Here is a 12,627-nt window from a genome sequence, read left to right on the forward strand (position 1 = left end):
ATCAAAACCCTAGCCTTTTTCTCAAATGGTGGCTAAATTAACTCTTGTTCATGAGGAACTTGATTCACATAAGCTCAGAGAAGAGCATTTCTATATTACGTGAGGGAATATCATGAAAAAAATGAGAAAAGCACAATTGCATCGCGTTCGCATTCAGTACTGGAAAGAGTCGAACAAAAGCGCGAGCAAAGAATCATAAAGTGCAAACCCAAAAAACTAAGCTGGCTAGAATGCCAGCTTTTGTGTTTTTAGGGATAAGTAAAATTACGCAGCTCGCGTGGAAGACGGAAACATTTGCGCTAATTCATGCAAAATGGTTTGCGTCTGTTTAGAGTAAAGATGCTTATCCTTATAACCCACCAATTGAATCTGACGAACCTTTCCTGACACTAGCATCTGCCTTAGCATCCGGCTCACCATTTGAACATCAAGTGCGCTTCCCTGTTCTAATCGAGAGACTGGGTATAGACACGCTAGGTCAATATTCACAATTACGTCTTCACAATGGGCTAAGTAAGAAGCTAATTGCTGCTTCACTTGAAAGCGATGACTAAACCCACACTCTTCCAGTGTCATCCAATCGCAACCCATATCTTCGGCGTATTCAACGGCTCTATCTTCAACCGATGCACTATCGATACCTAAGCAGAACAAACGGCACTCATTATATCGAGAAAGTGCGAAGTGAAATGCTGAACCTTTGTCTGGCTCCAACGACGCTTTCAATTCAAACTGACGGCCAATGTGAACAATACCAAGATCTTTACGAGGAGAATGAAGTAGCGGCAAACTATAGAGAATGCTCTCACAGTTATTGCTCATTACAACAGGTAACACGTCAGAGCCAAGAAACTGGCTAAGGTGAAGTTGAAATTTGCCCGAGACATTCTCATTGAATGAGAAATGACCGCCATTCAACCAGCTTGATTTGTCTAGTGTTGAAAGCCAATCAAAAAACTCTTCTAGGCTTTGGTCGGCTATTTCGAAGTCCACTTGCGTCATCGGTTTTAGATGCTCACTTACCGTAAGCAGTGCTAATTTTTGCGATGAGATTCCTGTGATACTTTGCGTTTTTATATTGCGTCGAAATAGCCCAAACATAGTGTTACCTTTCTGGGGGCAATGCCCTCGCTGCCTGAAGAACATGCAAAATAATTTTTTGCTGATTCTGTTCCACTCTATGAGCTGGAGCCATCACTGAAATCGCACCCACGAGTTTCGTGCCTTTCATCACTGGGGCACTGATCCCCGATACGCCCGGATCAATTTCTGATGTACTAATGGCGTAACCTTGATTGCGAATCTGCTCTAACTCTTGTTGCCACTGAGTTATCTGGTTGTACTCACCGAAATAACGCAGAATCTTTTCACAACGCTGAGTCGGCATATAAGCCAACATCACTTTAGATGAGGCGCCTCGCAGCAGGGGTTGACTTTGACCCTGGACGTAGCTGCAACGAAGCGCCTGCATGCTCTCTTTTCTGCTTACACATAGTGCGCGGTACCCTACAGGCACCATGTACGCGGCCATCTCACCTGTCTGTTTCTGCAAACGATTCAACACGATATCCACCGCATCTAAATCATGTTGACTGGTTTGGTAACTGCGCATAAGCATCAATGCTGCCGGACCTATGATCAAGGTTTTGTCAGATGGACTTTCTTCAATAAGGTTCCACTCTTTTAGTAATTTAAGGTGACGATATAAACTACTGATTGGTGTACCGACTTGCTCACTTAGCTGCTTTGCTGTTACGGGTTCATCGTTAACTGCAACTTGCATTAACAACTGCAAGACCTTTTCGTTGACTTGTCCACTGCTCTGTTTCATAGAGTTCACGCTCTTGTTGTATCGCTATATCTAGTTGATGATCAAATTCTATTCTTATTAGATAGGAATTAGTAAGCATAATTCTTGTCACTTTCTCATCAGAAGAGAATTTAAGTCTTTTGACATTTTCACTAATTACGCTAAGTCTCAATCATGAACCTAGACATAACTTTACTTAACGGTAAAGTTAAAATATTCTTCACACCCATACAAAAACAAGAAGATTCATAAAGATTCAATAAGCCAAGCAAATAAAACAACAAACTAGGGACTGCAATGAAAAAACTCGCCCTCTCTATTGGCCTTACTTTAGCCCTTGCTCCGACTCTATTTTTCAGTTGCCCACTTTCACAAGCGAAAACAGCTGAAAACTCATCAACCTACGTGGTTCAGTTTCCTATAGAACGTAACGTAACCAAACTCATCGCATTAGAAGGTGAATTCAAACCATCAAAGTACACAAAAATCTTGTCAGAACACAGTGGCAAAATCGCTGATATTTATGTCGAAGACGGCAGTAATGTAGAAAAAGGGGAGCCTCTATTCGCCTTTGATTCGACTTTAGCGGCGCTTACGGTCAAAGCGGCAGAAAGTGAATATCGACAAGCAACAAGAAATGTCATTGAACTCACACGTACGACTCAGGAAAACAACCCGAGACTAAAAGCAGCAGCCTTAGCAGTTGAAAAAACAAGAGAGAATCTAGTTCAAGCTCAGAAAGAGTATAGTTCGACCACTATGTACGCGCCTTTTTCAGGCAAGTTAGGGCAAATCCGCTTTGATGTTGGGAACTACATTAATAAAGATGCATTGATCACTGATCTCGTGGCGACAGATTCAATTGAGTTGCACTTTACCGCTTCACCAAAGGTGCTAGATGTTTTTCGCCAAGTGCTAAATCAGTACCCTGATAGTCTTCAAGCTTCGATCATCAATAGCGATGGTAATTATATTGATGGCAAATTGAGCTATGTTGATTCAAAGCTCTCTAATAATGAAGAAAACCTGAGTGCTTACGCCGTATTCGAAAATAAGAATGGCGAACACCTGATCGGCTCTAAAACCACTTTCTACTTAAATAGCCCGAAAAAAGAACCACAGCTATTTGTGTTAGCTTCAGCAATTCATACTCAAGACGGAACCCCCACTTTATTCGTTCTTGATGAGAAACGCATTGTGCGCCCGAAGCAAGTGACGTTAGCAACCATCAAAGAGACTTACACTGGTTACGTACCTATTGAATCTGGGTTGGCATCGAATGATTTTGTATTATCTACACCTGATGCGCCTAAATTAGTGGGTAAAAAAATCGACCCTATGGTGAATTTGGTTCATCAACTCAATGAAATCTTAGGACGTAACTTTGATGGCAAAAGCAGCAAACAAGCTGAGAAAAGATGAAAAAACTCTCAAAAAGACATGGAAGTTATAAAAGAGGTCATGAAATATGGTAGCTTTGCACTTTTCCCCATCCTGTACGGATAACGGTATGGACAAACGAAGCCAACGTAGCGAAAGAACAAAGCTCAACATCATATTGGCGACAATAGAGTGCTATAAGGAAATGGGCGTGCAAGGAGCATCATTAGATCTCATTGCTAAAAAAGCCAGCACGACGAAACCAACGGTCTATTCTCATTTCGGTTCGAAAGAGAAGCTATATCAAGCGGTTGTCGAATACATCATGGAAGAAGAGAAGCTAAGCCATGCTTTGCCTCCTTTCGATCCTGAAGTCAGTGTTCGACAACAGCTGATAGCAATATTTACCCAGCAGCTTGATCAAGTAATGCAGTGTGAAAAACGCCGCTTATTAGTGGCGATAACGATTGAAGCTATGTGTCACGGAAAATGCCATCTTGATCAGGTTGAAAGTATCAAGGCTTGTCCTATGGAAGCTTGGCTTGATTCAGCGATCAGTCATGGCGCGCTACCAAAGCAGCAAACGGCTGAACTCGCTGTGAATTTATGGGCACTAGTAAAAGGGCGCACTTTCTTTCCTGTCTTCTTAGGTATGGCTCCCAACGACCCTGTCGAGCGACGAAAGAGCTTAGAATCCGCCATCGACTTCTTCCTTGATTGCCAAGGGAAAAAATAAAGGAGCCCAAAGGCTCCTATTTTCATGCTTGCAACGTTCCACCATTGCTACGAATGACACCCTGATACCAATAAAAGCTCTTTTTGCGTTTACGCTCAAGTGTACCGCTACCATCATTGTGGCGGTCAACATAAATATAACCGTAACGCTTGCTCATTTCTGCCGTCGAATTTGCGACAAGATCTATTGGTCCCCAGCTAGTGAACCCCATCAATTCAACACCATCTAAGATCGCTTCTCTAGCTTGTACTAGGTGATCGTTAAGGTAGGCAATACGATAGTCATCCACAATCTCACCTTCTGGTGTCACTTCATCTCGAGCACCTAAGCCGTTCTCAACAATAAAGAGTGGCTTTTGGTAACGATCGTGCAAGAAATTCAGCAAGATTCGTAGACCTTTAGGATCAATCAACCAACCCCACTGACTTTTCTTTAAATAGGGGTTTGGAACACCAGAAACAATATTACCGACCTCTTTCTCTTTGGGATCAGCACTTGCACACCCACTTGCGTAGTAGCTGAAAGAAATAAAATCAACGCTCGCGCTAGCCAGTAACTCAATATCTCCAGGTTCCATCGCGATGTCGATCCCTTGCTCACGGAAATAACGCAGCATATAGCCAGGATACTTACCACGAGTTTGAACATCACCAAAAAACAGCCATTGATTGTTCTCATGCATCGCTGTGATGACGTCATCAGGATTACAGGTATGAGGGTAATAAAGCGCACCCAATAACATATTGCCAATTTTTGCGTCTGGTATAATTTCATGACACAGATTCACGGCCTTTGCATTGGCTAGTAATTGATGGTGAATTGCTTGGTAAATGGCCTGCTCACTAGCCTCTTCTGGTAATCCAACACCAGTAAAAGGCGCATGCAACGACATGTTAATCTCATTAAATGTCAGCCAAAGCTTCACTTTATGCTGGTAACGTTCAAACACAGTACGAGCATAACGCTCGAAAAATGTGATCAGTTTTCGGCTGCCCCAACCGCCATAGTTTTCAACCAAGGCATAAGGCATTTCATAGTGAGAAAGCGTCACAAATGGCTGCATGTTGTGCTTTGCAAGCTCATCGAAAATCTTGTCGTAGTAAGCAAGACCCGCCTCATTCGGCTCTAACTCATCGCCATTGGGGAAGATGCGCGTCCATGCAATAGATAGACGTAAACAATTGAATCCCATCTCGTTGAAAAGCTGGATATCTTCTGGGTAACGATTGTAAAAATCGATAGCGAGGTCTTTGATGCCATCGGTGCGATCTTCCCTCGTCTGATGAGGGCTAAGAATACCACTTGGCAACATGTCTGAAGTGGAAAGACCTTTACCGTCTTGATTGAATGCACCTTCGACTTGGTTGGCAGCAATGGCTCCACCCCACAAAAAATGATTTGGAAATGACATAATGAATGTACGCTCTTTGGATGATTTGTTATGAGTCTACTCTGATTAGCAGTCTGTAAAATAGGTCCAGATTTTTGGGTTAACCTTCCCTATTTTTCATTCTTTCTTCGATGATTTGTGAATAGCTGTTTGCCTTCACTCCATAAATTATCTGGATATGTTGCTCATCAAGAATAACAACACCAAACGCGCCGCTATCCGTCAGACGTTTTTTATCCACTAACGAAGTCTTGCGAAGCGTTAATCTTAAGCGGGTAGCACATGCACCTGGTTCCAAAATATTATCAAGGCCTCCTATCGCCTCAATAATCACATCGATTTCTTGTTCATAATTATTGGAAGTAGAAAGTAAACTCTTACAGAACTGGAGCAACTTACTGAAGGTATTCATAAGCAAGTCTTATAAGGAAACAAACCACCTATTTAGCAGATTTTGTTTATTCGTTTTCTGACCTAAAGCAAACTATGACAATTTGCTCAACTAGAGGCGTAGAATGCCTCGCTGGTTTAGCTCTTGGCATACCTCGGCAGTCTTCTCGCGAAACATATCCCTCAACAAACGTACTGTGGGTGTGATTGAACGGCGACTAGGGCAGACCAACCAAAGCTCACTTATCGTGGGCTGGTAATCTGGCATAATTTCAACGACATTCCCCGCGAGTAAGTCGTTCGACATATCTAAGTAAGATTTGATGGCGATTCCTTTTCCAGAGACACACCAACGGCGAACCAGGTCCGCATCATTGGAGGCTCGGTTGCCCGACATCTTCACCTTGAACTCTTGTCCATCCTTCACCAACTCCCATTCATCTTTGAGAACATCACGAAGTTGGTAGAAAAGCCCGTTGTGCTGCTTCAATTCTTCTGGATTCTTTGGCTCACCATATGTTGCCAAATACTCAGGACTAGCACATAAGATTTTTTTGATATCGCAGATTTTAAACCCATAAAGATTTGAATCTGTTGGAGAACCATAGCGCAAAGCCATATCCACACTGTCCCGATAAAAGTCGACATTGCTGTCACTCAAATGAGTACGTAACGTTAGCTTAGGGTGCGTATCTAAAAACTCATCAAGCCAAGGCATTACCACGTTTCGACCTAAATCAGAGGAGAGTGAAATTCGAACTTCGCCATCAATCTCTCCCAACTCTTCGCGCATACTTTGTTTTGCCTGCGCAAGCAGTTCGAGTGCTTTTTCGCATTCAGGTAGATAACGTTCACCAGCACTCGAAAGCCTCAGCTGACGAGTGGTTCGCACAAACAATTCTGCTCCTAATGAAGCCTCCACTCTTTTAACCGCAGCACTCGCCGTCGCGGTACGCATATCTAATGCAGTTGCTGCGCCAGTAATACTTTTTACTTCCGCCACTTTAAGTACAACTTGGAGGTCTTCGAGCATCATATTATCAATACCTTTTTGTTAATCTTGGCAAGATTACACTGTTCTAACGTCACTTCTCAAGCTGACTAGGATCAACAAGTAGTGAAATAGATTGAGTATGTTGAGAATACGCGATCGAATAAGCATCCTTTTCTCAACACAAAGACTATGCTTATTTTAGTGTTTTCAGTAGGAGGCTGGTTATGCAATACAAACATATCCTTGTCGCACTAGAGCTCTCGGAAGAAAGTAACGTTCTTATCGAGCGCGCCGTTTTTCTCGCGAATCAACTCAATTCACGAATATCCTTTATCCATATTGATGGTACTCACGGTGAGATCTACCCTGATTTAGTCGACATCAAGGAAAACCCAGACTTCAGGCCATTGAACGAACATATTATGGAGCAGCTTCGCGCCTTTGATACCAATACTGACTTCCCAATTTCTCGCTTCATTGTCGGTACTGGGGATCTCAGTGAAAAACTTCACGAAGTCATCAATGAAAGCAGTATTGATTTGCTGATCTGCGGACATCATCAAGACTTCTGGAGCCGCATCATTTCCTATTCACAGCATCTCATCAATAAGTCACCTGTAGATATTTTGGTAGTGCCAATTGAGTCGTAACTAAAACGCATTTAATCCAACGAAAAAAGCCCACTTTATCTAGTGGGCTCTGTTTTCATGCTCCAATCTATTTAGCGAGAAACAACCGGTACTTTGTGACCGTATGGTGATTCAATATTTTCGATAAGTAGCTTAAGAACAGGGTCTTTCGTCTTACTCTGATTGAAGAAGAACAGGTCGTAAAACTCATCTCGGCTCATGTTCACTGGCTTATTGTTTGCGCTGTGACCGAGCTCATGAACCATCACACCTGAGCGGATACCAAAAGTATAATCCACACCATCAATCACCACATTGGTTAGCTTAGTATCCGCTGGCGATGTGCCTACTTTCTCAGAGTTCAAACGTGTTCTTAAGATTTTGAACAGATCATCCATCTCCATTTCATTCATCGTATTCTCAGACAGATTGATCATCATATCCGACATCGTGAAAGCACCGTTTTCAAGTTCAACCGCTCCCGTCAATGCCCAGTTACGCCACCCTGGTGTTGACTGAGTGTACCCCCACTCGCGCATTGCTTCGGCTTTTAGGTTACGCATCTCTTGGTCATCAGAATCGGCCCGAACCGCCCAAGTGGTAATATCCATTGCCCAACCAAAATTGCCCTCTTTTACTGCTTTTTCGGCGATTTTGTAGATATTATCTCGGCCACCAAGCGCATCAACGTACAACTCAGCGCGCTCAATATGATCAGGACGAGCAAATTCTGTAGGGTCACCTTCAAACCAGCCCATATAGCCGTTATAGATATTTCGCACGTTCTGCTCAACCGAACCTCGTAGAGGGCGATGATATTCATGGTTACTGATATGTGCTGGCAAAGTAATATGCTCTTCTAACTCATCACGGGTTAGCCCTTTGTTCATCAAACGAATCGTTTCATCGTATTGGTATTGTAGTGAGTCACGCCAAACGCTGAATACTGACTCAACGTAATCCTCACCAATAACAGGGCGGCCGTGGTGGTTCGTAAAGCCTTTCGCATGGTACGAACGCATGCGATCAACACTGTCTTTCCACTCTTCCATGTCACGGTATTTTGCACCGCGAATGGTGTACACATTTGGAATCGTCTCGCCTTGGATAGAATCACCTAACAGCATTTCGCCATTTTCAGGCATGTAGATAGCAATATGGTCAGAAGATTCACCTGGTACGTGGAAGAACTCCATTTCGACCCCATCAATGACCATAATTTGTTGATCATCAATGGTAATATTCGGCTTGGCTGTGAATGTTGTTCTTGGGTTGTAGACTTCTTTTGGCACATAGCCAATACCCTGTCCTACGTAACCTTCTGGGCCAACATCAAGAGCTGCACCAAACGCGTACACACCTCGGTGTGCCATTAATGGCGACAAGAAACCAGATTCCAACGCAAACATTTCAAACAGCTTGTCGTGAGCAATGACATTAATTTCACCCTTTGTTACTTGTTCAGGCGTCACATAAGCACCGGTGCCTGAAAGCTGATCTGGGTGGTGGTGAGAGTAGATAACGGTGTGGAAAGGTAAGTCGATTCCCGTTGCTTCACGGAACTTCGCAATCGCCACTTCTGCAATCTCGTTCGAGTAGTGAGTATCAAACGCAATCAAGCCGGTATCGCCCACAACAATAGTCGAGTTGGTCATCTCGAAACCATAGATTTGATAAACGCGGTCAGACAGCTTGTAGATGGTCGGCTTCATGATGTCATGCATGCGTTTTAGCTCAGGATGAACATGCTCGCTGTCTTGAATCGCTTGGTTGCGTGGCTGCGCTTCTTGCTTAGATTCGAAAATGTTGTAGTCAGCACTCCAAATCACTTCAGGGAGGTTGATATTGCTTTTTAGCTCCTCTAACGCACGGAAGTTTTCTTGTGCATGTGTGCCTGATTTGTACTTCACCTTCACTAAAGCATTCTCTGGAGAACCCGCTTTGAAGACTTCTAAATCTTGAGGATAAGGACGAGTATCGTGGGTATGAACTTGGGCAGCAGCCACATAACCAGCGATACTATCTTCGCTGTCTTTCAGTTCAATGTGTGCAGTGCCATTTAAATCAACGGTGTCACCAACCGTAAAATGATTATGCTCATGAGCATTTACACCAAATGCCGCGACACTGATTGCTACTGCTAAAAATCTCTTTTTCATAATATTTACCTTTTCGGTTTTAGGCACTGCTGTGCTAACTGATGGGTAAATCTTATGGTTTGAGAGTGATAAAATATATTAATTATATATTATCTCGATCATGCAAATTCATTATGACCTTATGGTGATATGAGTACTTCCCTCAAAATATCCATCAACCACTGAGTTAACGGATCTTTGTCATTTTTATAGTGATGATAGAAGCAAATACTCGGATTCAGCACCTCAGGGTTGCCCTCAAACTCAATGGTTCGAAAGACTTCTGGATTGGTGAATCGAAAAAGTTGAGAACAAGGAAAAATAGTATCAGTGTTCTGCACAACATCTAGGATACTGGCAGGAAACTCTGAGCGATAAAGGACATCAACATCCAAACCTTTCGCGGCAAATGCCTGTTCAGCGTATGACTCTTGGGAGTTCCAATCATTGGCAATGATGGTCGTAAATGGATATTGAGCGGCTTGCTCCATAGTGATTATTGATGCTGTATGGGGGTGATCTTTTCGAACTAAACAGTGAAAACTATCTTGGAGGATTCGTTTTTCACGGATCTGTTTATCTTCACTGATAATTTGGTAGTGCACACCAAGTAAAACCTGATCAGATTTAAGCTGTTCTAGCGTTTGCTTTGACCATTGGTGGATTAAAATCTTCAGCTTTGGCGCCAATTCATGAACACGCTTAAAAAACTGATGACCGATAATCGGCGCTAATAACGGAGAAACTGCCAAGACAACTTTACGGTCAATATTCGAAGGGTCAAACGCTTGGCTAGCGACAATCGAGTTTTCTAACTCGGTAAACAGTTCATAGGAGCTTTGATACAGATTATCAGCAAAAGAGGTAGGTTCTAAACCAGTAGGGACTTTGACAAACAGCTCATCATCAAAATAGGCTCTGAGCTTTGAAAGATGCTGGCTCATCGCAGGCTGAGAACTGATGAGTCGCCCCGCTGCGAGCCTCATATTGCGCTCTTGATAGAGAACAAAAAATATTCTTAGCGCATTTAAATCCATTTGCCCAATCTGCTTGCCCATTTTTACCGCACTGTTTTCTTCTTAAAATCATTCTATTAAGGCGAAAACAGTGCGATTTGGCAAGTGTTATCCCAACGGATTCAAAACTCTGTTTACTTGCTCCAAGCAAACGGTTGGAACATCTCATCGAGTGGTGTTTTCGCTACGTGGTTAACGTAGTTACTGATCACTTTCTGCGATAAACCTAGAATCACCTCTAGCACTTGCTGTTGACCATAACCCGCTGCATAAAATGCCTCTAGATCCACGTTAGAAACATTGCCACGAGCTCGTACCATGCTCAGCGTAAATTCATGCAATGCTTGCAGTTTTTCGGTCGGTAGTGGTTGGCCTGTACGCAGTGCATCTGTCACTTTTGCATCAACCTTCATTGAATTCGCAATCAGCGTATGCGCTGGTACACAGTAACGACATTCATGTTCAACGTTGATTGTTTGCCACACGACAGTGAGCTCTTCTGCATTGAATGAGCTATTGGCAAATTGCTCATGCAGGTGATTGTACGCTTTTAGAGTTTGTGGCGATTCAGCCAGTGTCGCAAGTAGGTTTGGTACCGCGCCCATGCTTTGCTTTGCGCCTTGCAAAATCGCACGTGATTCTTCTGGAGCTGACTCGATGGTATGACGTTTAAATTCACTCATTTCTTTTTCCTTACTCGACTTATCTATTCAATTTCGAAGTCAAACTTCATCGACTTCGCTAGTGTGTGAATAATATAGATCCACTTGAACGATCGTTCAAGCATTAATTTGAACAATTGTTCAATTTAATGGCGAGTAAAAACTAAAGCATTGATTCTATGAGTATAATAATTTTGTTTTGGCCGGTGTATCTCACCGACATTTATACAGTTAGTGTCGGTCAGAACCCTGGCTATCTTGAACTATAGGTAGCAATCAGAGAGTGTTGAGTTTCTGTTTGGCTCAAACGATAAAGAAAAGCAACCATGCTCGGCAATTCAGCCAAGCATGGTTGTCTAGAAAATCACAAAATTAGAGTACTTCAACTACGTCATCTAGGTTTAGGCGCGCTTTCGGTAAACCATGATTGTAATCTTCGATATCTTGATGATAACCGATCGCCAGCGCCAGTTCGCAAACGTTGCCGTTTAACTCCGCTTCAAAGATTTGGCCAATCAACTCTGAATCCACACCTTCCATCGGTGTTGAGTCGATACCTAATCGTGCAAGTGTGTGAAGTAAGTTACCTAACGCGATGTAAACCTGTGCTTTCGTCCAATGACCGTTAAAACCATTTTCATCCGTATTCGCCTGCGCAAATCCATACGCACCATCCAGCATCATGTTGTAGCGGTCCTCAGGTAAATGACCCGAAGTCACTTCTGCATCCACACGTTTTGCGTATTTCTCTTTTGTGAATTTAGGGTCATAGGAGAATAAAATCGTATGAGACGCTTCTTTTGCATGGGGCTGGTTAAACTGGTGCTTGTTAGCAAAAGAGTCGTGGAAACGCTGCTTCGCATCATCACTTTCTAACACAACAAACTTCCAAGGTTGGGAGTTAATCGAAGATGCAGAAAGACGCAATGCCTCTTTGATGACCTGCATATCTTCCGCAGAGATACGTTTGCTTGCATCGTATTTTTTTGCTGTGTAACGAGTATTTAGATCTTTGATAATTGGATGTGTCATGTTTTATGCCTCGATAAATGAGAAATCAATACGAATTAAGCGATGTGCATCATTTCATTTAAGGTAAATTGAGCAATCGCACCTTCAATAGCTTGCGCATACTGCGCGATATGATTGCTTTTCAAATGTGCTTCTAAATGCTGCTTCGAAGTCCATTTTTCAAAAAACACAAAATGCGCTGGGTTTGATTATCTTGATGTAAATCGTACTGGATACACCCTTCTTCTTTGCGCGTAGGTTTAATCAGCTTAGTCAGTTCTAACCTCACCAATTCAACATGCTCATTTTCAGCGATGATGTTCGCAACAATCGTTAGATTACTCATGGACTTACCTTTCATTAACCATATTCTGCGCAACTAAAAAAAGCGCTGTTATCCGTGTCTGAAGCTGATATTAGGCCAGCTTAAACATCGGATAAAGCGCTTAGTTTTTGAATTATTATCAATTA

Annotated in this window: 12 protein-coding genes and 1 pseudogene; 3 read left to right on the plus strand and 10 right to left on the minus strand. The window is 42.7% G+C overall.

The window, feature by feature from the left end; translation table 11 throughout:
- Window positions 1–264: 264 nt before the first annotated feature.
- Both GVO60_RS02425 and GVO60_RS02430 read right to left on the minus strand, forming a co-directional pair.
- Window positions 265–1,101: an arginase family protein gene (locus GVO60_RS02425; RefSeq protein WP_159651005.1), complete on the minus strand. Its 837-nt coding sequence runs from the start codon at window positions 1,099–1,101 to the stop codon at window positions 265–267.
- A gap of 4 nt (window positions 1,102–1,105) precedes the next feature.
- On the minus strand, window positions 1,106–1,831 hold the full coding sequence (locus tag GVO60_RS02430; RefSeq protein WP_162596527.1) for an IclR family transcriptional regulator: 726 nt from the start codon (window positions 1,829–1,831) through the stop codon (window positions 1,106–1,108).
- A gap of 276 nt (window positions 1,832–2,107) precedes the next feature.
- Between GVO60_RS02430 and GVO60_RS02435 the strand changes: the two genes are divergently transcribed.
- Both GVO60_RS02435 and GVO60_RS02440 read left to right on the plus strand, forming a co-directional pair.
- Window positions 2,108–3,232, plus strand: a complete 1,125-nt coding sequence (locus tag GVO60_RS02435) for an efflux RND transporter periplasmic adaptor subunit (RefSeq protein ID WP_159651007.1) — start codon at window positions 2,108–2,110, stop codon at window positions 3,230–3,232.
- Window positions 3,233–3,320: 88 nt separating this feature from the next.
- The gene (locus GVO60_RS02440) at window positions 3,321–3,926 is read left to right on the plus strand and encodes a TetR/AcrR family transcriptional regulator (RefSeq protein WP_159651008.1); all 606 of its coding nucleotides are present in this window, start codon (window positions 3,321–3,323) and stop codon (window positions 3,924–3,926) included.
- 22 nt (window positions 3,927–3,948) lie between these two features.
- Here the strand turns inward: GVO60_RS02440 and GVO60_RS02445 are convergent, their stop codons facing one another.
- From GVO60_RS02445 to GVO60_RS02455, 3 genes are all read right to left on the minus strand, one after another.
- Window positions 3,949–5,340, minus strand: coding sequence for a glycoside hydrolase family 1 protein (locus tag GVO60_RS02445; protein WP_159651420.1), 1,392 nt, complete (start codon window positions 5,338–5,340; stop codon window positions 3,949–3,951).
- Window positions 5,341–5,416: 76 nt separating this feature from the next.
- Window positions 5,417–5,728 carry a PTS sugar transporter subunit IIB gene (locus GVO60_RS02450; RefSeq protein WP_159651009.1) on the minus strand — a complete coding sequence of 104 codons (312 nt, stop codon included), beginning with the start codon at window positions 5,726–5,728 and terminating at the stop codon, window positions 5,417–5,419.
- 90 nt (window positions 5,729–5,818) lie between these two features.
- Window positions 5,819–6,742 (minus strand): LysR family transcriptional regulator, encoded by a 924-nt coding sequence (locus GVO60_RS02455; RefSeq protein WP_159651010.1) that lies wholly within the window; start codon window positions 6,740–6,742, stop codon window positions 5,819–5,821.
- Window positions 6,743–6,924: 182 nt separating this feature from the next.
- Here GVO60_RS02455 and GVO60_RS02460 point away from each other — a divergent pair, with 182 nt between their 5' ends.
- Window positions 6,925–7,350: a universal stress protein gene (locus GVO60_RS02460; protein WP_159651011.1), complete on the plus strand. Its 426-nt coding sequence runs from the start codon at window positions 6,925–6,927 to the stop codon at window positions 7,348–7,350.
- Between the two features lie 71 nt (window positions 7,351–7,421).
- Here the strand turns inward: GVO60_RS02460 and GVO60_RS02465 are convergent, their stop codons facing one another.
- The 5 genes and pseudogenes from GVO60_RS02465 to GVO60_RS02485 form a co-directional block, all read right to left on the minus strand.
- Entirely contained in the window at window positions 7,422–9,488 is a 2,067-nt protein-coding gene (locus GVO60_RS02465; protein WP_159651012.1) for an alkyl sulfatase dimerization domain-containing protein, read from the minus strand.
- Window positions 9,489–9,607: 119 nt separating this feature from the next.
- Window positions 9,608–10,525 carry a LysR family transcriptional regulator gene (locus GVO60_RS02470; RefSeq protein ID WP_159651013.1) on the minus strand — a complete coding sequence of 306 codons (918 nt, stop codon included), beginning with the start codon at window positions 10,523–10,525 and terminating at the stop codon, window positions 9,608–9,610.
- A 92-nt stretch (window positions 10,526–10,617) separates the two neighbouring features.
- Window positions 10,618–11,166, minus strand: a complete 549-nt coding sequence (locus GVO60_RS02475) for a carboxymuconolactone decarboxylase family protein (protein ID WP_159651014.1) — start codon at window positions 11,164–11,166, stop codon at window positions 10,618–10,620.
- A gap of 351 nt (window positions 11,167–11,517) precedes the next feature.
- Complete coding sequence (locus GVO60_RS02480; protein WP_159651015.1) at window positions 11,518–12,177, minus strand: nitroreductase family protein; 660 nt, start codon at window positions 12,175–12,177, stop codon at window positions 11,518–11,520.
- A gap of 35 nt (window positions 12,178–12,212) precedes the next feature.
- Window positions 12,213–12,502, minus strand: a pseudogene (locus GVO60_RS02485) (putative quinol monooxygenase).
- Window positions 12,503–12,627 lie beyond the last annotated feature (125 nt).

It is taken from the genome of Vibrio atypicus (assembly GCF_009811315.1).
Classification (GTDB): Bacteria; Pseudomonadota; Gammaproteobacteria; order Enterobacterales; family Vibrionaceae; genus Vibrio; species Vibrio atypicus.

Excerpts from the sequence above, each read along its gene's own strand:
- GVO60_RS02425 (WP_159651005.1), bottom strand. The coding sequence starts at position 1,101 with ATGTTTGGGCTATTTCGACGCAATATAAAAACGCAAAGTATCACAGGA.
- GVO60_RS02430 (WP_162596527.1), bottom strand. The coding sequence starts at position 1,831 with ATGAAACAGAGCAGTGGACAAGTCAACGAAAAGGTCTTGCAGTTGTTA.
- GVO60_RS02435 (WP_159651007.1), top strand. The coding sequence starts at position 2,108 with ATGAAAAAACTCGCCCTCTCTATTGGCCTTACTTTAGCCCTTGCTCCG.
- GVO60_RS02440 (WP_159651008.1), top strand. The coding sequence starts at position 3,321 with ATGGACAAACGAAGCCAACGTAGCGAAAGAACAAAGCTCAACATCATA.
- GVO60_RS02450 (WP_159651009.1), bottom strand. The coding sequence starts at position 5,728 with ATGAATACCTTCAGTAAGTTGCTCCAGTTCTGTAAGAGTTTACTTTCT.
- GVO60_RS02455 (WP_159651010.1), bottom strand. The coding sequence starts at position 6,742 with ATGATGCTCGAAGACCTCCAAGTTGTACTTAAAGTGGCGGAAGTAAAA.
- GVO60_RS02460 (WP_159651011.1), top strand. The coding sequence starts at position 6,925 with ATGCAATACAAACATATCCTTGTCGCACTAGAGCTCTCGGAAGAAAGT.
- GVO60_RS02465 (WP_159651012.1), bottom strand. The coding sequence starts at position 9,488 with ATGAAAAAGAGATTTTTAGCAGTAGCAATCAGTGTCGCGGCATTTGGT.
- GVO60_RS02470 (WP_159651013.1), bottom strand. The coding sequence starts at position 10,525 with ATGGGCAAGCAGATTGGGCAAATGGATTTAAATGCGCTAAGAATATTT.
- GVO60_RS02475 (WP_159651014.1), bottom strand. The coding sequence starts at position 11,166 with ATGAGTGAATTTAAACGTCATACCATCGAGTCAGCTCCAGAAGAATCA.
- GVO60_RS02480 (WP_159651015.1), bottom strand. The coding sequence starts at position 12,177 with ATGACACATCCAATTATCAAAGATCTAAATACTCGTTACACAGCAAAA.